Source organism: Bhargavaea cecembensis DSE10, assembly GCF_000348905.1.
In the GTDB taxonomy this organism is placed as follows: Bacteria; Bacillota; Bacilli; order Bacillales_A; family Planococcaceae; genus Bhargavaea; species Bhargavaea cecembensis.
This window is the reverse complement of record NZ_AOFT01000003.1, coordinates 37,636-59,342: the sequence shown is the minus strand read 5'-3', so window position 1 is coordinate 59,342 and position 21,707 is coordinate 37,636. Positions and strand designations below refer to the sequence as shown.

At 56.1% G+C, this 21,707-nt stretch carries 20 protein-coding genes; 11 read left to right on the top strand and 9 right to left on the bottom strand.

What is annotated here, in order from left to right; all coding sequences use genetic code 11:
* The first annotated feature begins 13 nt into the window (after positions 1-13).
* Complete coding sequence (locus C772_RS03725; protein WP_008297542.1) at positions 14-712, top strand: ABC transporter ATP-binding protein; 699 nt, start codon at positions 14-16, stop codon at positions 710-712.
* On the top strand, positions 702-1,979 hold the full coding sequence (locus C772_RS03720) for an ABC transporter permease (protein ID WP_008297541.1): 1,278 nt from the start codon (positions 702-704) through the stop codon (positions 1,977-1,979). Before C772_RS03725 ends, C772_RS03720 begins: the two co-directional genes overlap by 11 nt.
* 80 nt (positions 1,980-2,059) lie before the next feature.
* Here C772_RS03720 and C772_RS03715 read toward each other — a convergent pair whose 3' ends face one another.
* Positions 2,060-2,464: a hypothetical protein gene (locus C772_RS03715; RefSeq protein WP_008297540.1), complete on the bottom strand. Its 405-nt coding sequence runs from the start codon at positions 2,462-2,464 to the stop codon at positions 2,060-2,062.
* The gene (locus C772_RS03710) at positions 2,461-2,913 is read right to left on the bottom strand and encodes a GNAT family N-acetyltransferase (protein ID WP_008297539.1); all 453 of its coding nucleotides are present in this window, start codon (positions 2,911-2,913) and stop codon (positions 2,461-2,463) included. Before C772_RS03710 ends, C772_RS03715 begins: the two co-directional genes overlap by 4 nt.
* A gap of 177 nt (positions 2,914-3,090) precedes the next feature.
* On the opposite strand from C772_RS03710, the gene fumC reads away from it, so the two are divergent.
* The 4 genes from fumC to C772_RS03690 all read left to right on the top strand — a co-directional run bounded on the left by fumC (position 3,091) and on the right by C772_RS03690 (position 6,826).
* Positions 3,091-4,473, top strand: a complete 1,383-nt coding sequence (gene fumC, locus C772_RS03705) for a class II fumarate hydratase (RefSeq protein WP_035001346.1) — start codon at positions 3,091-3,093, stop codon at positions 4,471-4,473.
* Between the two features lie 282 nt (positions 4,474-4,755).
* Positions 4,756-5,304: a PCYCGC motif-containing (lipo)protein gene (locus C772_RS03700; protein ID WP_008297536.1), complete on the top strand. Its 549-nt coding sequence runs from the start codon at positions 4,756-4,758 to the stop codon at positions 5,302-5,304.
* A gap of 257 nt (positions 5,305-5,561) precedes the next feature.
* A complete protein-coding gene (locus C772_RS03695; protein WP_035001343.1) occupies positions 5,562-6,221 on the top strand; it encodes a Dph6-related ATP pyrophosphatase in 660 nt (219 codons plus the stop codon).
* On the top strand, positions 6,218-6,826 hold the full coding sequence (locus tag C772_RS03690) for a tetratricopeptide repeat protein (protein WP_008297533.1): 609 nt from the start codon (positions 6,218-6,220) through the stop codon (positions 6,824-6,826). The genes C772_RS03695 and C772_RS03690 overlap by 4 nt, the downstream gene beginning before the upstream one ends.
* A 62-nt stretch (positions 6,827-6,888) precedes the next feature.
* Here C772_RS03690 and C772_RS03685 read toward each other — a convergent pair whose 3' ends face one another.
* The 4 genes from C772_RS03685 to nfsA form a co-directional block, all read right to left on the bottom strand.
* On the bottom strand, positions 6,889-7,254 hold the full coding sequence (locus tag C772_RS03685; RefSeq protein ID WP_008297531.1) for a helix-turn-helix domain-containing protein: 366 nt from the start codon (positions 7,252-7,254) through the stop codon (positions 6,889-6,891).
* A gap of 111 nt (positions 7,255-7,365) precedes the next feature.
* Positions 7,366-8,187 (bottom strand): purine-nucleoside phosphorylase, encoded by an 822-nt coding sequence (locus tag C772_RS03680; protein ID WP_008297530.1) that lies wholly within the window; start codon positions 8,185-8,187, stop codon positions 7,366-7,368.
* 83 nt (positions 8,188-8,270) lie between these two features.
* Positions 8,271-9,449: a class I SAM-dependent methyltransferase gene (locus C772_RS03675; protein WP_008297528.1), complete on the bottom strand. Its 1,179-nt coding sequence runs from the start codon at positions 9,447-9,449 to the stop codon at positions 8,271-8,273.
* A gap of 50 nt (positions 9,450-9,499) precedes the next feature.
* Positions 9,500-10,231, bottom strand: a complete 732-nt coding sequence (gene nfsA / locus C772_RS03670; protein ID WP_008297526.1) for an oxygen-insensitive NADPH nitroreductase — start codon at positions 10,229-10,231, stop codon at positions 9,500-9,502.
* A 131-nt stretch (positions 10,232-10,362) separates the two neighbouring features.
* Here nfsA and C772_RS03665 point away from each other — a divergent pair, with 131 nt between their 5' ends.
* Both C772_RS03665 and C772_RS03660 read left to right on the top strand, forming a co-directional pair.
* Complete coding sequence (locus tag C772_RS03665; protein WP_008297525.1) at positions 10,363-11,952, top strand: FMN-binding glutamate synthase family protein; 1,590 nt, start codon at positions 10,363-10,365, stop codon at positions 11,950-11,952.
* Between the two features lie 96 nt (positions 11,953-12,048).
* Positions 12,049-13,713, top strand: a complete 1,665-nt coding sequence (locus C772_RS03660; protein ID WP_268743600.1) for an AMP-binding protein — start codon at positions 12,049-12,051, stop codon at positions 13,711-13,713.
* Between the two features lie 159 nt (positions 13,714-13,872).
* On the opposite strand, the gene C772_RS03655 is transcribed toward C772_RS03660, so the two are convergent.
* Positions 13,873-14,244, bottom strand: coding sequence for a DUF2188 domain-containing protein (locus C772_RS03655; protein WP_008297522.1), 372 nt, complete (start codon positions 14,242-14,244; stop codon positions 13,873-13,875).
* Between the two features lie 338 nt (positions 14,245-14,582).
* Between C772_RS03655 and putP the strand changes: the two genes are divergently transcribed.
* A complete protein-coding gene (gene putP, locus C772_RS03650; protein ID WP_008297520.1) occupies positions 14,583-16,070 on the top strand; it encodes a sodium/proline symporter PutP in 1,488 nt (495 codons plus the stop codon).
* 91 nt (positions 16,071-16,161) lie between these two features.
* On the opposite strand, the gene C772_RS03645 is transcribed toward putP, so the two are convergent.
* A complete protein-coding gene (locus C772_RS03645; protein ID WP_008297519.1) occupies positions 16,162-17,730 on the bottom strand; it encodes a BCCT family transporter in 1,569 nt (522 codons plus the stop codon).
* 168 nt (positions 17,731-17,898) lie between these two features.
* On the opposite strand from C772_RS03645, the gene C772_RS03640 reads away from it, so the two are divergent.
* Both C772_RS03640 and hflX read left to right on the top strand, forming a co-directional pair.
* Positions 17,899-18,600, top strand: a complete 702-nt coding sequence (locus tag C772_RS03640) for a VOC family protein (RefSeq protein WP_008297517.1) — start codon at positions 17,899-17,901, stop codon at positions 18,598-18,600.
* Positions 18,601-18,654: 54 nt separating this feature from the next.
* Positions 18,655-19,932 (top strand): GTPase HflX, encoded by a 1,278-nt coding sequence (hflX, locus tag C772_RS03635; protein ID WP_008297515.1) that lies wholly within the window; start codon positions 18,655-18,657, stop codon positions 19,930-19,932.
* 58 nt (positions 19,933-19,990) lie between these two features.
* On the opposite strand, the gene C772_RS03630 is transcribed toward hflX, so the two are convergent.
* The gene (locus C772_RS03630; protein ID WP_008297514.1) at positions 19,991-21,586 is read right to left on the bottom strand and encodes a glutathione ABC transporter substrate-binding protein; all 1,596 of its coding nucleotides are present in this window, start codon (positions 21,584-21,586) and stop codon (positions 19,991-19,993) included.
* Positions 21,587-21,707: the final 121 nt, after the last annotated feature.

The following is a 21,707-nucleotide window of genomic DNA, read 5'->3' as shown; positions in this document are numbered from 1 at the left end:
TGGAGGAATGAACATGATCGAAGTGAAGGGGCTGTCCCATTCGTTCCGGGTCGGCAAGAAGGGGAAGGAAACGGAAGTGCCCGTCTTAAAAGAACTGACACTGAAGGCGCAGGACGAAGAGATCGTATCGATTGTCGGCCGGAGCGGGTCGGGGAAGTCGACGCTTCTTCACATTCTTGCGGGGTTCCTGCAGCCGGATGCGGGACGGGTGCTTGTAGACGGGACGGACCTCACCGCGATGAACGAGGCGCAGCGGGCGGCATTCCGGCTGGAGCGGTTCGGATTCGTCTTTCAGAACTTCCAGCTGATGCCCGGACTGACGGCGTACGAGAACATCGAGCTGCCTTTGACACTGAAGGGCGTGCCGGCAGCGGAGCGCAAGCGGAAAGTGGTTGAGTTGCTGGAAAACACCGGCCTGACCGAAATCAGCGGGCATTATCCGAACGAGCTGTCGGGCGGACAACAGCAGCGTGTCGGCATCGCACGTGCCCTCATCACCGAACCGCCGGTCATCTTCGCGGATGAGCCGACGGGCAGCCTCGATTCCGAGACCGAACAGGACATCCTGAACCTGATTTTGTCACTCAACCGGAAGTACGGCATCACGTTCGTCATCATCACGCATGACGACGAGGTGGCGGCCATCGCGAATCGCCAGTACCGGATGCACGACGGCGAACTTACGGAAGGGGGCCTCCGCCATGTCGTTTAAGGATCAGATCGGATTCGTCCGCCAGCATATCCGGCGGAACCGGCTCCGGGTGTTCATGACGGTGCTCGCCGCGACAATGGGCACGGCGTTCCTGATCGTCCTCGCGTCAGTCGGCTTCGGGCTCCAGAAGACGATCAAGGATGATATCCTGTCGAACCAGATGGTGACGCAGATCGAAGTGTACAGCGAAGACATGACCGATGCGAAGACGGATGCGATGAAGGAGATCGGTCACGTCGAGGCCGTCGTCCACCGCAAGCAGCTGGTGCCGGTGGTGATGGGCGAAGTGGAGGGCCACACCGGCAGCATGAACACGCACTTCACAAATTTCGGCGATGAACAGGCATCCGGATTCAGGCTTGCGGATGGCCGGTTCCCGGAAAATCAGGGTGAAGCGATCGTCGGCTCGAAATTCGCCCAGCAGCTTGTTGATGAAAGTGTGGAAACCGCTGAAGACGAAGAGCCTGCTTACTATGAGGGGGAGCTGATCGGCAAGACAGTGAATCTGTCGTTTTCCGAAGCGGAGGATGGAGCGGAAACGATGCCGCTCACCATTGTCGGTATCAAAGAGGAGCCGGGCAAGGACTGGGCGTTCGACGGTTATCTCTACGTCGACCAGTCATTGATCGGTCCGATGGAAACGGCTTACGCGGCAGCGTCTGCAGGCCTGCCCGAAGGGGAAGACATGCCGTTCACAAGCAGCCAGGTGAACGTGTATGCGGATGACCTCGCAAATGTAAAAGCGATCACCCAGACACTGAAGAACGACGGATACTCGGTGTATTCCGTATCCGAGGAAATTGAGCAGATTGACGTGTTCTTCCTCGCGCTGAAGGCGGGACTCATCTTTGTCGGGACGATTGCGATCCTCATCGCATCGATCGGCATCTTCAATACGATGACGATGGCTGTCACGGAGCGGACGCGTGAAATCGGCGTCATGAAAGCGCTCGGCGCCGGACCGAAACTGATCCAAAGGCTGTTCCTGATGGAAAGCGCATGGATTGGACTCGTCGGCACGGTCATTGCGGTCGTGATCTCCTACGGCGTGAGTTTTGCGGCCAATGCCATTCTTCCAATTGTTGTAGACGCAGCGCTCGGCGGCGAAACAGGCGACTCGTTTGACGTGACGTTCTCCGTCATCCCGTGGCAGCTCGTCCTGATCGCCTCGGCGATTTCATTGAGCGTCGCCATGATCTCCGGCTGGCGGCCAGCGCGCAAGGCGACGAAAACGGATGTCATCGGGGCGCTGCGGCATGAGCTTTAATAGATGAAAAAGGCATCCGCGGTGTCGGATGCCTTTTCCTATGTAGAGCCTGCCCGCCGTTGCCGGTCGGGCGGCCTGTTTTATCCTATTCGGAACCGGCGGCCGCGATGCGTCCTCACCCGATAAAAAACAGACGCGGTAATGGCGCCCACTCCGCCCAGCAGGAGGATGCCGAACAGATCAAGGCCCAGGTTGGCAGAGGACTCGATGTTTGGAGTATTCATCACCACATAGAGAAGTGCACCGAAAAGCGCGCCGTAGAAGATGAAATTGCCTAGGGATGAACGAGAATCGTATTTGATGAGCATTTCTCCGAGCAGGGAGCCGATGAGCGCGAACGGAATTCCGAACATGAGCAGGTACATTATGATGAAATAGTCAAGGTCACCTGTTGTACCGTTAAAAAATGATATCGCCACAATCGCCAGCAGGACCGTGCCGCACATAGTCAGGTATGATGCGAGAAAGGCGGACAGGAATCTCATTGGGCACCCGGATCCAGTTCATAATGATAGAAGGCCACATCCCGTACATATCCGTTTTTCTCGTACAGGTGCTGTGCCGCGTGGTTATCCACCGCCGTGCTCAGACTGATGCCGGCCGCTCCGGTATCCAGCGCCAATTCCTTGGCTTTCTGGAGCAGCAGCTCCCCGATTCCATGTTTACGGGCGCTTGCATCCACGTACAGGTCATTCAGGATCCAGGCCTTTTTCATGGAAATCGATGAAAACGTCGGATACAGCTGGGTGAATCCCAGGTATTCATTTTTCTCGTTTTTTACGGTGAAAATGATGGAATCCCCGTGATCCAGCCGCGTGCGGATATAATTCCTGGCCCCTTCCGGATCGGACGGCTGGCGGTAAAATTCCCGATACAGATTGAACAGGCGCGACACGCCTTCCAGATCTTCAAAAGTGGCTTGATAGGCTTCCATATGTATCCTCCCAAACTATCAGTCGTCTTATAAAAGATGAAACTAAGAATAACAGAAGATATCAAAAATTGTCTAATCGGCTTTGCCGGTCGGTTGTCCCTTCTATTGTTTCTTGACCGGAAATGTAGCAAAATAGAGAAGGATTGAATTTCAGCAGACCCGAAAGGATGAGGAATGATGGAATACCGCATTGAACGCGATACGATCGGCGAGATCCAGGTGCCTGCGGACAAGCTTTGGGGTGCTCAGACACAGCGAAGCAAGCAGAACTTCAAAATCGGCTGGGAGAAAATGCCGATGGAAGTCGTCCGGGCATTCGCCAACCTGAAAAAGGCGGCAGCGATCACGAGCAACGAGCTCGGCAACCTGTCCGACGCGAAGGCTAAAGCAATTGCTGCAGCAGCCGACGAAGTGATCGAAGGCAAGCTCGACGACAACTTCCCGCTTGTTGTCTGGCAGACCGGTTCGGGCACGCAGTCGAACATGAACATGAACGAAGTGCTTGCTCACCGCGGCAATCAGCTTCTTGAAGAGTGGGGCGAGGAAGACCGTCTCCACCCGAACGATGACATCAACAAGTCGCAGTCGTCGAACGATACATATCCGACGGCGCTCCACGTTTCCGCAGTCGTTGCTGTACTGAACGACCTTCTTCCGGCAATCGACAAGCTGAAATCGACGCTTGATGAGAAGGCCAAGCAATTCGACGATATCATCAAGATCGGCCGTACACACTTGCAGGACGCGACACCGCTCACACTCGGCCAGGAAATCAGCGGCTGGGTGCGCATGCTTGAAAAAGACCGTGTCATGATTGAAACTGCAGTCGAGCAGATGAAAGAACTTGCAATCGGCGGCACCGCGGTCGGTACAGGTCTGAACGCGCCTGCAGGATTCGGCGACAAAGTCGCTGCACAGATCTCCAAGCAGGTCGGCATCGAGTTCACCTCTGCGGAGAACAAATTCCACGCGCTGACAAGCTATGACGAAGCCGTCTTCACGCACGGCGCAATCAAAGCACTCGCGGCTGACCTCATGAAAATCGCGAACGACGTGCGCTGGCTGGCAAGCGGCCCGCGTTCCGGCATCGGCGAGATCACGATCCCTGCCAACGAGCCGGGCAGCTCGATCATGCCGGGCAAAGTCAACCCGACACAGAGCGAAGCACTGACAATGGTCGTTGCCCAGGTTATGGGGAATGACGCGACAATCGGATTTGCTGCAAGCCAGGGCAACTTCGAGCTGAACGTCTTTAAGCCGGTCATCGCCTATAACTTCCTCCAGTCGGTCCGCCTGCTGACTGACGGAATTATCAGCTTCAACGATAACTGTGCAGTCGGCATCGAGCCGAACCACGAGAAAATCCAGGAGCTTCTGGACAACTCGCTCATGCTCGTCACAGCCCTGAACCCGCACATCGGCTACGAAAACGCGGCGAAGATCGCAAAGACAGCCCACGCGGAAGGCTCCACTCTGAAAGAAGCGGCCATCAAGTCCGGCCTTCTGACAGAAGAGCAGTTTGATGAATACGTTGTTCCTTCGAAAATGATCGGACGATAAGAAAATGATGCAGCCGGGGACTCGGGTCCCCGGTGTTTTTTATGGGTTTTTTTTGTGATGGCTGGGGGAGGCTTCGTCAGCCGCGGCCAGAGTCTCGTCATTCATCATCAGTACATACGCGAATGACGAAATCGGAGACGCGAATGATGAAATTAAACCAATGAATGACGAAACCGGGCTGTCCGTCCCATACCTTCGCCCTTACCGATGCGGATGTCATCTTTTGCTCACAGCATCTCGTCGCGTCTTGCGGTATAGTGGTACGCAAAGGAGTGATTCCACGTGAAGAAACGGTTCATCTATATACTCGCGGCGCTCGGACTTGTTTTGTCCGCATGCGGCAATGACGCAGCTGGTGAGACGGATACCCATGAGGATGAGGCTACCCATGAAGGGCATGACCATGCCGCCCCGGCCGACCGGGAAGTGAAGGAAGGCCAGACAGTGCTCCCGAACGGCGATCTTCAGGAAGTGACCGCCTCGGCGGACGAACTGCCGTCGTTCCTCAATGACAAGCCGGAAGACATGCAGCTTGTCTACCAGGTGGCGGGTTCTGCAACTGAGATCCTTGAGTGGATGCCGTGCTACTGCGGCTGCGGGGAAAGCGCCGGGCACAAAAGCAACATGAACTGCTTTATCTCGGAAGTCCGCGAAGACGGCTCGGTCGTCTGGGATGACCACGGCACGCGCTGCCTCGTCTGCCTGGAAATTGCGGTGGAATCCGTGAAGATGTTCCAGGACGGCAAGTCGCTCAAGGAAATCCGTGAGACCATCGACGAAACGTATAATGAAGGCTATGCAGAGCCGACCCCGACGCCGATGCCGGCGTAAGGGGGAAGCGGGGCGGGAGCGCCCCGCTTTTTATATGGGGAAAAAGAGGAGAGGTCGCGAAATTGGGCATTGCGGCCGCGTACCCGGTCGATGCAGTCGCGAAACCGGGACTTGCGGTCGCGAATCCAAGCTGGGGCCGCGAATTCGCCCGTTGCGGTCGCGAAACCACAAGTTGCCGTCGCGAATCCCACACTTGCGGTCGCGAAATCCCCGTCCGCTGTCCCATATGCTACACTCTCCCTAAAGGGGGCCACACGATGAACAACCAACCATTTTTCGCCTCATGGAGCGGGGGCAAGGATTCGGCACTTGCACTTCACCGGGCGATTCAAAACGGCGGCAGGCCGGAGCGGCTGCTGACGATGTTCGACAGCGGGGGGGACCGGTCGAAGTCGCATGCGGTGAGCGAGGCGATCATCCGCGAACAGGCAAATGCGATCGGCATCCCGCTTGTGATCCGGCGCTCGGGCTGGACGGATTACAGGGAGCAGTTCCTCTCGGGGCTGGATGAGATGAAGGTAGGGGGAATCCAGACAGGTGTATTCGGCGACATCGACCTGGAGGATCACCGGAAATGGGTGGCTGATACATGTGCGGAGAGGGGCATCGAAGCGGTACATCCGCTCTGGGGCATGGGCCGCACGGAAGTGGTCCGCTCATTCCTCGATGCCGGTTTCCGGGCGACTGTCGTCGTGGGCCATGATGAGCGCTTCCCGGCCGAGTGGGTCGGCCGGACATTTGACCACCAACTGATCAGAGACATGGAAAGCCTCGGCATCGATCCGTGCGGGGAGGCCGGCGAGTTCCACACGCTCGTGACGGACGGACCCGTCTTTAAAGACCCGCTCCGCCTGAACCAGGCCGATCTCCTGAAGCGTGACGGCTATTCGTTTGCGCGAATGGAGCTATCGGAATGAAGGAAGCATTCGAAGCATTCAAGCGGGAGGACTGGACAGAGGCGGAGCGGCTTTACCGCGCGCAGCTTGCCGATCCGGAACAGGAAGAAAACGCGATGCATATGCTCGCGTTCACTCTGGCGATGAAGAAGGAATACGGAGAGGCGCGTACCCTCTACGAAGAGCTTCTGCACCGGGCGGAACAGCAGGGTCACCAGGAGGCATCCGCCATCGCCATGCACCAGCTCGCAATGGTCTGCCGGTTGGAAGGGGACGCGCCCGCCGCCAAACGCTGGCTGGAGCGGGAGCGCGCCCTCCGCCGGGAACAGTTCCCGGATGACCATGCCGGCCATTCCGCCAACGCCTATGAATTCGGTGAAGTGGCGCTGGTCGAAGAGAGACTTGAGGAAGCGATCGGGGCTTTCCGGCTGGCGCTCCGAGAAGGGAAAAAAGCGGAAGACGATATATGTATCGCCTGCGCCTGGCGGGGAATCGGACAGGCGAGCGCCCGTTTCGGCCATGATCCGGGGCCGGCCTATGAACAAAGCATGGACGCTTTCAGGAGAGCCGGGGATGCCAAGGGCGAAGAGGAAGTCCGCTGCCTGCTGGAACAGCAGTCCGGATAAGGGCAAAAGAAAAAAGCACCGAATGTCGGCGCTTTTGCGGGCAATCCGCCCGGCAGGGATATTCAGATGACTGTGTAGTCTTTTGGGCGGACGGTCCGCTGTGTGCGGATAAACGTCATAGCATCCAAAAGTTCGTCCTTCGACAACCGTCGGCCGTCCAGACGAAGCTCATATGTATCGAGCATGTCGTCGGCCGCCTCTTTAATATCCACGGAAACGGGTTCGCGGTTCAGCAAATAGTCGGTGGTCACTTCGAAGAAGTCTGCAAGGGCAATCAACTGGGGGTAGGTCGGCAGTTTCTTGTCGAGCTCAAACGTCCAGATCAGGCTTTTCGCGACGCCGATTGTCTCTGCCAACTGCTCGGGGGAAACTTCATGCTGGATCCGGAGGGCTTTTAGCCGCTCGCCGAATGTGAGGGATTCGTTCACTGCAAACACCTTTCTGTATAAAAGTTAGAAAATTTAAATTCCTCATGTAGCATATCATATATTGCCTGAAAAATAAAACGACAACCCCTGGGGTTGTCGTTTTCTGCGGATTTATGCCATTTCAGCGAGAACGCCTTTGACGAGTCCTGAGAATTTCGACTTGACCTGGGCGGCGACCTCAATCACTTCGTCGTGGCTGAGCGGCTGGTCAAGGATGCCTGCTGCCATGTTCGTCAGGCAGGATATGCCGAGTACGCGCATGCCGCCGTGTGCCGCGACAATCACTTCAGGCACGGTCGACATGCCGACCGCATCCGCGCCGAGCGTACGGATCATGCGGATTTCCGCAGGCGTTTCGTACGTCGGGCCGCTCCACCATGCGTAGACGCCTTCGCGGAGGCTGAAGCCGAGGCTTTCTGCAACTCCATATGCCTTCGCCTGCAGTTCCTTGCTGTACACCTGCGTCAGGTCAGGGAAACGCGTGCCAAGCTCCTCGTGGTTTGGCCCGATCAGCGGGTTGGTGCCGGTCAGATTCAGGTGATCGGTGATCAGCATGAGGTCCCCCGGGCTGAAGTCCTTGTTTACCGAGCCGCAGGCGTTCGTGATGATCAGTTCCTGGATGCCGAGCGCCTTCATGACGCGGACCGGGAACGTGACCTCTTCGAGCGAGTAGCCTTCGTAGTAGTGGTAGCGGCCCTTCATCGCTGCGACTGTGCTCCCGTTCAGCTTGCCGATGACAAGTTCGTTTGCATGGCCGACAGCGGACGACGTTGCAAAATGCGGAATCTCCGCGTACGGGATGATGACGGCTTCTTCAATTTCGTCGGCCAGCGAGCCGAGTCCCGAGCCGAGGATCAGGCCGACCGTCGGTTTATGTTCGGTTTTGTCATTGATAAATGATGTGGCTTCCCAGATTTTATGGAACAGGTCCATTTGAATCTCTCCTCTTTTTTACGGGCATCAATAACCGCCCGTTTCCTACATTGTTCATACCCCCGCCCGCATGCGGGAAATCCTCATCCGAGGACGGGGGCGAGTTCTTTTTTCAGCTCGCGCTCCATGAACGGTTCCGCGCCGAGCATGTCCCGGAAGGCTTTGTATCGGGTCACCCGCTCCGGGCCGGCTGTCCGTCCGGTCTTATAGGCGCGGATCATGATGTTTTTCGGTGTATGTGCCATGTCGATGAATTCCAGCAGCTGCGCATCATACCCGAGCAGGCTCAGCAGCTCGGCCCGGATCGAGTCGGTCGCCAGCGCCGCGAAGCGCTCCTTGATGAGTCCGTGCTGGAGCATGACACCCAGTTCAGGCGAGTCCAGCTGGCTGAACAGCTCGTGCTGGCAGCACGGCACGCTCAGGATGACATCCGCATTCCATCGGACGGCGCGGGCAAGTGCCATATCGGTGGCGACGTCGCATGCATGAAGCGTAACGACCATGTCGACCGCCGTCTCGTCATTATAATCGTTGATGTCGCCGACGAGAAACTCCAGGTCTTCCCCGTAACCGAGGTCGGATGCGATTTGCCGGCATTCTTCGATGACTTCCTTTTTCAGATCTAGACCGGTCACCCGGACGTCGAGTTCCTTTTCAATCCTCAGGTAGTGGTAAAGGGCAAACGTCAGATACGACTTGCCGGATCCGAAATCGAGGATGCGGATCGTCCGGTCCGTCGGCAGATGGGCGAGGCTGTCGGCAATGTACTCGGTGAACCGGTTGATCTGCCGGAACTTGTCCATCTTGCCCTTTTTCACTTTCCCGTCCTCGGTCTGAACGCCGAGCCGGACGAGAAACGGATACGGCTTGCCTTCCTCGAGGATGTACTGTTTTTTCCGGTTGTGGGAGAGGTTCGGTGCCGCTTTCGTATCGGTCCGGCCGGACTTCCAGGAGACCTTCAGCTTCTTCGAGAGCCGCACCTGCACGTCTTCGCCGGTGAACGAAGCCTGCATCTGGCGGAAGTTGCGCAGCAGGCCGTCAAGGACGGGGCGGACTTTTCCTGCCGGCACATTTTCGTGCTTCAGAATGCGTTCGTACTGGTATTCGAACTGGATATGGAGCTCTCCCTGAAGTTCGACGGGCTTTAGTCTGATGCGCTTCAGTTCCTCTGACTTCAGGCGCGGCTGGCTGATCGTCGCCTTGACCAGCGTGCCATTCGCCATGCGGGACACAAGCGCATCCATCATCTCTTCAAATTCCATCGGCAGTCCTCCTCTCTGTTCGGGAATCTGCAGTGTGCGGTGCTCTTATATTATTCGAACCGGAACCCCTGTTTGGCGAGGAATTCCTTCAGATGCATGCGGCGCGGTTCTTTCAGGAATGCCGCCATGTCTTCAGACCAGGTGGCGTCCTTGCGGTTGCTTCCGCGGTTCAGGTAATAGTCGTTCATCGTGCGGTCGTATTCAGGAAGCAGTTCTTCATACTTTTCACTATTGTACTCATTCTCATGCAGCACGGCACTTACCGGAAGGCGCGGCTTGACCTCGTTGCGGAACTTCGGCACGCCGATCGTCATGCCATAGAGAGGCGCAACGCCTTTCGGCAGGCCGAGGACTTCGCTGATCTCTTCGGGTGCATTCCGGACGCCGCCGATATAGCAGATGCCGTACCCTTCCGATTCCGCGGCAACGGCAACGTTCTGTGCAAACAGTGCCGCATCCGTTACGCCGACGACGAGTGCCTCTGCGTTCGAGTAGGCGATTTTCGCGTCCTGGAGGGCTGCCGCGGCTTCCAGCCGGCGGTAATCCATGCAGAAAACAAGTGCCGCGCCGGCAGTCAGGAACTGCTTCGGATTTTTCGAGAGCTCCGCGAGTGCCTCGCGCTTGACCGGATCGGTCACATGGATGACCGAATACGCCTGTACAAAGTGCGAGCTTGCCGCATGCTGGCCGGCGCTGACGAGCCGCTCGACCGTCTCCCGGCTAAGGGTGACATCCTCGTAATCGCGGACAGAAGAGTGGGAGTTAAGAAGATCTAAGACCATTGATAAAGACCCCTTTCAAGTTTATGTATCCCCATGCATCACACCCTAGCTTATCAAAGAAGTTTTAGGGTAAACAATTTTCGAGGTCTGCACCATCCGGAAATACATACTGAAAGGGGAGAAACGGAAAAATGAGCACTTTTTTTGAGAATGTGTCGCTGACGGCGATGATCCTGTTTATCCTGCTCGTCATTGTGCCGATCGTGACGCTGGACTGGCTGTTTTTCTATGACCGCGGGCAAAAGCAGCACTCCATCCTGCGGAATTTCCCAATTCTCGGGCGTGTCCGCTATTTTCTTGAGAAGACGGGCCCTGAGTTCAGGCAGTACCTGTTCTCCGATGACAACAGCGGCAAGCCGTTCAGCCGGGAGGAGTACTTGCATATGGTGCTTCCTGGCAAGTACAAAAGCTCGCTGATCGGCTTCGGTTCGAAGCGGGATTTCGATGAGCCCGGCTATTATATCCGGAACGCCATGTTCACGAAGCAGAACGAAGAAATGCGTGTCGACAATTCCGACCTGGTCGACACCCGCCACTATGTGATCGACGATGAGGGGCTGTTTACGCGCCGCGAGCACATGGAGGACATTCCGGCGCTTCCGTGGCTGCTGCCGCCGGATGACGCCGTCGTGATCGGGCCGGAATGCCGGGAGCCGTTCCATGTGCGCAGCCTGCTCGGCCAGTCGGCGATGAGCTTCGGATCGCTCGGCAAAAACGCCATCACCGCGCTGTCCAAGGGGATCGGGATGGCAAAAGGCGCCTGGATGAACACAGGCGAAGGCGGCCTGTCTGACTATCATCTGTCAGGGGGTCCGGAGATCATCGCCCAGATCAGTTCAGGCCTGTTCGGCTACCGGACGCCGGACGGGGAGTTCGATATCGAAAAGGTGAAGGAGAAGGCCGCCATCCCGAATGTCCGTGCGTTTGAACTGAAGCTCGCCCAAGGTGCAAAGATGCGCGGCGGCCACGTGGAAGGCGAGAAAGTGACCGAGGAGATCGCCAAAATCCGGACCGTCGAGCCATATACGACCATCAACAGCCCGAACCGGTTCCGTGAGTTTGATGATTACCCGTCGATGTTCGAGTTTATCGGGCAGATCCGCGAGGCCGGCGGAAAGCCGGTCGGCATCAAGGTGGTCATCGGCAGCAAGAGCGAAGCCGATGAACTGGCGAATTGGATGAAGAAGACCGGAAAGGGCCCGGACTTTATTTCGGTCGACGGCTCGGAGGGCGGTTCCGGAGCGACCTACCAGGATCTGGCAGACAGCCTCGGCCTGCCGATCAAGACGGCGCTCACCATCCTTGATGACTCGCTGCGTGAGCATGGCGTCCGCGAACGGGTCAAGATCATCGCCTCCGGCAAAATCACCACGCCCGACAAAGCGGCCATTGCGCTCGCGCTCGGGGCGGACCTCGTACAGGTCGCCCGCGGGTTCATGATCTCCGTCGGCTGCATCATGGCACTCAAGTGCCATACAAATGAATGCCCTGCAGGCGTCGCGACGACTGATGAAGACCTGCAGCGTGCGTTGGTCGTCGACGAGAAAAAGTACCGCGTCACCAACTACATCCTCACGATGCGCGAAGGGCTCTTCCGCATTGCCGCGGCTGCGGGCCTGGATTCCCCTACAAAACTGAACCGGAGCCACCTTGTGTACATGGACGAACGGGGCCGTGCCCACCCGGTACATGCCCATGACGAGCATTTGAGTGTGCGCTAAAAGAAGAACACGCCGTCCTGAGGGGCGGCGTATTCTTTTGGTCTGAATTAAGTTTCGAAACCATCTGAAAAGTGTGGTAACATACTGTTGAAAACGATTTCAAGAGGGGGCGTTTGGATGGCACTGCTCAATAAAACTGTCGGAGAAGTGGTCCGGGAGAAGGCGCGGGAGTTCCCTGATGTGGAAGCCTACGTTTATCCGGAACACGGAATCCGGAAAACCTACCGGGAATTCGACGAAGAGACGGACCGTCTGGCGAAAGCGTATCTCGGGATGGGGATCAAAAAAGGGGAACATGTGGCCATCTGGAGTGACAACAAGCGACAGTGGTTCCTGAGCCAGTTTGCGACCGGCAAGATGGGGGCCGTGCTCGTGACGGTGAACACCAACTATCAGGCTGCGGAGCTCGAGTACCTGCTGAAGCAGTCAGAGTCGACGACGCTCATCCTTGATGAAGGCTTCAAGGGGACGAGCTATATCGACATCATCCGGCAGGTATGCCCGGAGGCCGAGGTCTCGGAAAAGGGCGAGATCTCGTGCAGGAACCTCCCGCATCTGAAGCGCATCATCCTCATGACGGAGCGTGACGAGCCGGGAATGTTCAAGTGGTCCGAGTTCGAGGAAAAGGCTGAGGGTGTATCAGATGAGGAGCTGGAAGAGGTATTCCGGTCGCTTGACCCGGAAGATGTCATCAACATGCAGTACACATCAGGCACGACCGGCTTCCCGAAAGGCGTCATGCTGACGCACAACAATATCGTCAATAACGCTCAGCTGATCGGAGACCGGATGAAACTGACCGAGAAGGACCGGCTATGCATCCCCGTACCGTTTTTCCACTGCTTCGGCTGCGTGCTCAGCACCCTGACGGCGGTTACGCACGCGTCAACATCTGTTATCATCGAACAGTTTAATCCGCTTGCCGTGCTGAAGGCCGTGCAGGATGAGAAATGCACGGCGCTCAACGGCGTACCGACCATGTTCATCGCAGAGCTCCAGCATCCGGAGTTCAAGAACTTCGACACATCGAGCCTCCGAACGGGCATCATGGCCGGCTCCACTTGCCCGATCGAGGTGATGAAGCAGGTCATCAACGAAATGGGGGCCAATGAAATCACGATCTGCTACGGCCAGACGGAATCGTCACCGGTCATCACCCAGACCACGACGGAGGATCCGATCGAGAAGCGTGTGGCGACTGTCGGCAAGCCGCATCCGCATGTTGAAGTGAAGATCATCGACCCGGTGACCGGAGAGGAAGTGCCGCAGGGACAGCCGGGGGAGCTGTGCACGCGAGGCTATCATGTCATGAAAGGCTACTATAACAATGAAGAGGCGACCCGCAAGGCGATCGATGAAGACGGCTGGCTCCACACCGGCGATATCGCCGTCATGGACGAAGACGGCTATCTCGACATCACGGGCCGCATCAAGGACATGGTGATCCGCGGCGGCGAGAACATCTATCCGCGCGAAATCGAGGAATTCCTCTATACGCATCCGTCTGTCAGCGACGTCCAGGTCGTCGGCGTGCCCGATCCGAAATATGGCGAAGAGCTCATGGCATGGATCATCCTGAAGGCAGGCGCTGAAGAGACCGAAGAGTCGATCCGCGAATACTGCAAAGGGAAGATCTCCTACCATAAGATTCCCCGCTATATCGAGTTCACTGACGAATATCCGATGACCGCTTCAGGCAAGATCCAGAAATTCAAGCTCCGGGAGATGTCCGAGGAACGCACCGGCATTGGGGCGAAATAATGTGAAAGCCGTCCCGGCATGAAGCGGGACGGCTTTTTTGATGCGGAGCGGGGGCTATGTCAACGTTTCAGCGGAGTATGTCAACGTCTCAATGAAGTTAATCAACGTTCACTAAAACCATCTGCCGGCCATGAAAAAGGACCGCATCCCGTGCGGCCCTCATCCTTCATAAAGCGTATCTTCGAGTTCTCCGTCGCCCTTATAGATCTTCAGGACGCCGTTTTCGTCGTTGATGCGCGGCTTGGCTTTGTCGAGTAGGTCGTCTTTCGTGTCTTCCCGCAGAATCGCCCGGTCGCTGCCTTTTTTGCGGAGCACCCATTCTTCTCCGTCTTCCCTCACTTCATACACAGGCCGTCCGCCGTCATCGTCCCCGTGCACGTATTCGCGTGCGCGGTCCAGTGCAATCGGGATGGCGCGGCTGTCTTCATAGCCGTCGCGAACGAGGGCATTGGCAATGTCGATCGCTTTCTCCCTGACCGGATCGTCCAGGTTCTTGAACGAGTCGGGGTAATCCTGATTGTTCCATGGCATTTGGAATCGCCTCCTTATACCAAGAGGAATTCCCCCGGTAGATTAGGCTAAACCTTACCCTCGGCTCTTTCTGTGTCATGGGCTGCTTCATCCGCAGACAGGTTCCGCCGGTATTCGGGCGGCTTCTTCAGGCAATTGGCCATGGGGCATCATCCGACACGCCTGCTGTCATCACCGGTCGATTTCCCGGGAAATAATGGGGGGACAGGCAACCATATTCCGGTATTCGCCAGCATCATCTGTTTTCTTCTTTAAAACGCCGTTCCATTTCTCTAAATTGACAGTCATATAGGACCAGGCCTTATGATAGGATGGGTTACAGAAGGGGGAGTGATTATGTGACAGATACTACTTTTAAGTTAATCGCAATCATCATCTACATGGCGGCCATGCTGCTCATCGGCTGGTATGCCTACAGGAAAACTGCCAATCTTACGGACTATATGCTTGGGGGACGCTCGCTCGGGCCTGCGGTCACCGCACTCAGCGCTGGCGCAGCAGATATGTCCGGTTGGCTGCTCATGGGCTTTCCGGGAGCAATCTATCTTGCGGGGCTGGGTGAGGTCTGGATCGGAATTGGCCTGACGCTTGGTGCTTATCTGAACTGGCTATATGTTGCACCCCGGCTCCGTACGTACACACAGGTTTCAAGCAACTCGATCACCATCCCGAGTTATTTGCAGAGCCGTCTCAAGGATCGCTCGCCATTCCTGAGGATCGCTTCGGGCCTGATCATTCTTATATTCTTCACGTTCTATGTATCCTCAGGCATGGTCGCAGGCGGCGTCTTTTTCGAGAGCTCGTTTGGCCTAAATTATCATACCGGCCTGATCATCGTTTCTCTTGTTGTTTTGGCTTATACATTGTTCGGCGGGTTCCTCGCAGTCAGCTATACGGATTTTGTTCAGGGCCTCATCATGTTCCTTGCTCTCATTTTGGTTCCGGTGATCGGCGTCTTTCTCACGGGAGGACCGGCTGAGACCATCAGCACCATCCGGGAAGCAGAACCGACCCACCTCAGCCTGTTTGCAGGCACGACGGTGGCGGGGGTCATTTCATCCATTGCCTGGGGGCTCGGCTACTTCGGCCAGCCGCATATCATCGTGCGCTTCATGGCGATCAGCTCTGTCAAAGAGACCCGGTCCGCCCGCCGGATCGGGATCGGCTGGATGATTCTCAGCCTGGTTGGCGCGATGCTGACAGCACTCGTGGGCTATGCTTATTTCCTGCAGAACCCGGATCTTTCGCTGACCGATCCGGAAGCGATCTTTATCGAGATGGGTCAGGTCATCTTCCATCCGTTTATTGCGGGCGTCATTTTGTCGGCAGTCCTTGCGGCGATCATGAGTACCATCTCTTCCCAGCTGATTGTCACTTCATCTGCGTTGGTTGAGGATCTTTACAAGGCGGTCATCAAATCCGACGCCGAAGATAAAACGTATGTCCTGTATGGCCGGCTGGCTGTCCTTTTTGTGGCAATCGTGGCATTCGCCCTTTCATGGGAGCAGAACGATACGATCCTGAAGCTGGTATCGTTCGCCTGGGCCGGATTCGGTGCAGCATTCGGTCCGGTGATCCTCCTGTCGCTCTACTGGCGGAAGCTGACATCACAGGGCGCGCTTTGGGCCATGATCACCGGCGCGGTTGTCGTCATGATCTGGGGCAACGTCGAAGCCCTGACCGGCACGCTCTATGAAATCGTGCCAGGGTTCCTCCTGAGCCTGCTTGTGGCGGTGCTGGTCAGTAATGCGACTTATCGTCCGAACGAAGAAATCGAGCGCGAATTCACGGAATCTCTCGAGCTGCTCGAACGCGAGCAAAGGTGAGGGAATACAACCGGAAAGCCGGCTGTCCTCCCTTCTGAATGAAATGAATATAAAAAATCCGATCCTGCCATTGGCCGGATCGGATTTTGCTTTATTCTTTGGATCGTTCGACTTTTTCTTTTTTCGACAGGTTCTCAAGGCGCTGGAACCGGCGGAGTTCACGTTTGTTTACCGGAAGCGGTTCTCTCTTCAGCAGGATGATCATGGAGAACATCAGCATGATGAGGATGATGCCAAACGGCAGGGCCGAGGCGAGTGATGCGGTTTCCAGACCGTTGATGCCGCCTGTGAAGAGGAGGACACCTGCGATGGAGCCCATGAGAATGCCCCAGATCAGCTTGGCCGGCATTTTCGGATTGAGTGATCCGCCGGACGTCATGCTGGCCAGGATATATGTAGCGGAGTCAGCGGATGTCACGATGAATGTGAAAATCAGCAGGATCGCAAGGACTGAAAGCAGTCCCGGCAACGGCAGTGTCTGCTCGAACGTCGTAAACAGCGCGGACGTAACATCCTGGTTGACCATTTCCGCGATGTTGGTTCCATTGTTCAGGTCACTGTAGATCGCCGTTCCGCCAAATACAGCCATCCAGAACATGGCGATTGCGGGAGGGATGATCAGCGTGCCGACAATGAATTCCCTGATTGTCCGGCCGCGCGATACACGCGCGACAAACGCGCCGATAAACGGTGACCAGGCCATGACCCAGGCCCAGTAGAAGACGGTCCAATCCTGGACCCAGAGCCGGTCTTTATAAGGCTCAAGCCGCAGACTGTACTGAACAAAGTTCGCGATATAGTCACCCAGCCCGACAACAAAGGTTTCAAGGATAAAGACAGTAGGGCCTGCAAAGAATGTGAACAGCAGGAGACCAAGCGCGAGACCCAGGTTCAGGTTACTGAGATAACGGATTCCGCGGTGCAGCCCTGTTGTAGACGACAGCAAGTAGGCGACCATCATTACCGCAATGATGCCCAGCTGGACATAGGGGGAAATCTCAATGCCGGCGACGGCGTTGAGTCCGCCGTTCATCTGGAGTACACCCAATCCGATCGATGTGGCCATCCCCATGATTGTCGCAATGACGGCGAGGATGTCAATCGTGTTCTTTACCGGTTTCGACGATCCCACAATCGGCTCGAGGGCGGTCGAGATGAGTCCGGTTTTCTTCTTGCGGAACTGGAGGAAAGCGATGACAAGTCCGGTGAGCGTAAACATGACCCACTGGTGCATGCCCCAGTGGAACATTGAGTAACCCATTGCATTCCGGGCGGTTTCTTCAGTCATCGGTTCAAGCTCCTCGAATGCCGGATTGAACATATGGCTCATCGGTTCGGCTACGCCCCAGAAGACCAGTCCGGCACCAAAGCCGGCAGAAAAGAGCATGGCGGTCCAGGTGAAAAATGAGAACTCCGGTTTTTCGTCTTCGGCCCCAAGTCGGATGCGGCCATATTTGCTGATGGCAATGCCGAGCAGGAAGACGATAAAAATGAAGACAGCCAACAGATAAAACCAGCTGAAGGTATCGATCGTGAAGTCGTATACCGAGGATGCGACCGATGCGAATGCATCAGGTACAACAGCTCCGATGACGACCAGAGCCAGGATAAATAATGCGGAAACAATAAAGACTGGGTTTTTCCAGTTTGATCTGTCCATGTTCCTCTCCTTCTATGATTTTGTTTTATTATGTAGAGGTTACATAATAAGATGTATACCCGAGGGTAACGAAGATGAACGGGGGCTTCAAGGCTAAATCGGAAATTGACGGAAAAATTAGGCCTTATTGACTAGTGTTGTCCGAAAATATCGAAAGGAGACAGGGATTTGAAACTTGATCATGCAGTTTTTTTCAGCAACCGGACGCCTGAGGAGGATGCGGCCGCATGGAAGGAGCAGGGGATGAATGGAGCCCCGGGCGGCCGGCATGACCAGTGGGGGACACAGAATGCACTTTATTATGCCCGGAATGCGTACATTGAAGCATTGTCCGTAGAGAAACCGGAAGTAGCGAAGGCAAGCAGGCAGTCCCTCGCGCAACTGCTCGTCCACGATTTGAAGGCATACGGTCCGGGATGGGGAACGATTTGCCTGCGGCCGGGAAATTTGTATCAGTTCGAGAAGCACTTAAATGAGCGGGGATACAAGACGACGGGCGTGCAGGAGGCTTCCCGGCGCACGGCAACGGGTGAGCTGCTGGAATGGAAACTGCTCTTCATTGAAGAGGAAATCGGGGAAGGACTGCCGAACCCGTTCTTTATCGACTGGGGAGTGGAGGACGGGACGCGGATGAATCAGCTGATCTCGTCAGGGACCATGCCTGAAGAAAACTTGGCATCACGCATCACGGAAGCCGTCATCCGGGTCCGGAATCCGGAGAGTGCCGCCGTCCGGTGGGCTGAAATGCTCGGATTGGACCGTCCGGCGGGCAATAGGCTGGCGCTGGAAAATGCCGATATTGTCTTTGTGCGGGGAGAGGGAGCGGAACGTCTGGCTGATGTCTCCATTACCCGGGAAGGCACGCGCTGAAGTCCTGCAGGACGGGTATACTGAGGACAGGCAGCCACAACTGGAGGGATTTCAATGGAAGAAACACTGGAACGCGCCGTGCTCGTCGGGGTTCATCTTGACGACGATGAGCAGTTTAATTATTCAATGGAGGAACTGGCAAATCTTGCGGAGGCCTGCGGCGTGGAAGTTTCCGGCATAGTCACGCAAAACCTGGAGCGTCCGAACCCGAGCCACTACATCGGTTCCGGAAAGGTGAAGGAAATCCTCATGTTCCATGATGAGACGGATTCCAATCTTGTCATCTTCAATGATGAACTGTCGCCTTCACAGATCAGGAACCTGGAGACTGAGCTCGATACAAAAGTGATCGACCGGACGATGCTGATTCTGGACATTTTCGCAAGAAGGGCGAAAACCCGGGAGGCCCAGCTTCAGGTGGAACTGGCCCAGCTGCAGTACATGCTCCCTCGCCTGGTCGGCCTGCGCGCTTCGCTGAGCCGGCAGGCCGGTTCGACGGGCGGCGGCGTGGCAACCCGCGGTCCCGGCGAAACGAAGCTCGAGCTCGACCGCCGGAGGATCGAGGACCAGATCGCCCGCCTCCGCCGCGAACTGGATTCCGTGAAGAGCCACCGGGAAACGCAGCGGAAGCGGCGGGTAAAACGTGATGTTCCTGTTGTCTCGCTGGTCGGCTATACGAACGCGGGCAAATCGACGATCATGAACTCGATGCTTGCGGGCATCGGGGACGGTGCGGGCAGGCATGTGCTCGAGAGGGACATGCTGTTTGCGACACTGGATACTTCGGTGCGGAATATTCATCTTCAGGACAACCGCGAATTCCTTCTGACCGACACGGTCGGCTTCGTCGGAAAGCTGCCCCACCACCTGGTGAAGGCATTCCGCTCGACCCTTGAGGAAGCGGCCGATGCCGACCTGCTGCTCCATGTCGTCGACGTATCGCATCCTGAGCACCGCTACATGATGGATGTCACTGAGGATACGCTTGCCGATATCGGCATCGAGGGCATCCCGGAAGTCCACGTATACAACAAGTCGGACCTTGCGGGACTGGAGCATCCGAGAAAGCAGGGGAACAGCATCTGGATTTCCGCGAAGGATGCGGGAGACATCCGGACGCTCACCGAAATGATCGCAGCAAAAATTTTCGGAGACTACGTCAGGGTCAGGCTGCTGATCCCGTTCGACCGGGGAGATGTGGTCTCGTATCTGAATGAGCATGCCGATGTAAAAGATACCGAGTATACGGAAGCCGGCACACTTATGGACGTTGAAATCAGGGAGGCGGACAGGAACCGCTTCAGGGAGTTCCTCGCTCCGTCTGAGGAGTAACCTGAAACCACGATCATCAAAAAACTCCCTTCCGCATAAGCGGAAGGGAGTTTTCATGTCAGTTCAGCGTGACGTCTTTTAGCTGATAATAGCCGCTTGCATCGACACTGAATCCTTCAACATTGTTGGCAACGCCGGTCAGGTATTCCTGGTGGTGGATATAGGAGATCGGAGCTTCTTCGATCAGGATCTGCTGAAGCTGGTCGTAGATTTCTACGCGCTTCGCTTCATCGATTTCTGCGCGGCCGGCATCAAGAAGCTTGTCGACTTCCGGATTGCCGTAGAATGCCTTGTTCGCTCCCGTCCCTTTCTGTGAAGAATGGAACAGGGAGTAGAGTCCGTTGTCAGCGTCACCGGTCGCGTTGGACCAGCCCAACTGATACATGTCCTGGTCGCCGGCTGTCAGGGTTTCCAGGTAGGAGCCGAACTCCATTTGCTCGACTTTGACGTCGATGTTCAGTTCCTTCAGCTTCTGCTGGAGGAGGACCGCAATGTCGATCCGCTGAGGGTTGTCATTGGTGATGATGGTCGTTTCAAAACCGTCGCCGTAGCCGGCTTCTTCAAGAAGTTTTTTCGCTTCTTCCGGATTGTAGCCGAGTCCTTTGATGTTTTCATCATAGGCGAACGTTCCCGGAGCCAGCGGGCCGTGTGCCGGGACGCCGTAGCCGTCATAGATGCCGTTCACGATCTCTTCGTTGTCGATCATCATGGAGATGGCCTGGCGGACGCGGACATCATTGAACGGTTCTTTTTCCGTGTTGAATCCGACAAACGACAGGGCTCGGGAAAGCTGCTTGTTTACCGTAGCGTAATCGCCGCCTTCAATCTGTGCCACTTCGTTCGGCTGGAGCGGGTCAATGATATGGGCATTTCCGGTCTCGAGTTCAGCAAGGCGTGTCGCGCTTTCCGGAACAACCTTGAACGTCACGGAGTCCACTTTAGGCGCGCCGTCCCAGTAGTCTTCGTTTTTCACAAGCTTGACCGCGACGCCCGGGTCCCAGCTTTCAAACTTGAAGAACCCGGTGCCGACCGGATGCTGGTTGATGGCCGATCCCGGTTCCTCACCATTTTCCATCGCGGCATAGTCCTCATCGATCAGCTTGGGGCTGATGATGGCACCGCCGGAGTGTGACAGGTGAGAGAGGAGCGGCGAGAACGGATAGGCTGTTTTGATCTGGACGGTGTGGTCATCGATGACTTCCACACTCTCGAGCATTTCATACAGATAGGCCTTCCCGGATGCCACTTTCGGGTCACGTACACGGTCGAACGTTTTCTTGACCGCTTCGGCAGTGAAATCTGTGCCGTCGTGGAATTTCACTCCTTCGCGGAGCTTGAATTCCCACGTCGTCTCATCAATCGCTTCCCATTCTGTTGCCAGGCTTGGGACGATTTCGTTGTTTTCGTCTAGTTCGACAAGGGTGTCAAACAGATTGTTATGGATATTGTTGGACGGAACATCGTTTGAGCCCTGAGGATCCAGTGTCGATGCATCTGACAGGACCGCGAGGATCAGATCGCCGCCTCCGGCAGTTTCACCGTCTCCGTTGCCGGAATCACCGCCGGTGTCTTCCTGTCCGCCGCCGGCACATGCCGCAAGGAACATGGACAGCACGAGGGTCAGGATCAGGAGCAGTTTTGTGTTTTTTCTCATGGTGTAATCCCCCTTTTCTTACCGCCTATTATGGTAAATGCGATATTTCAGAAATATATCACACAAACCTGATGCGGACAATAGGGTCTCGGCGGCCAGAATCAGCCAAAATAAAGACAGC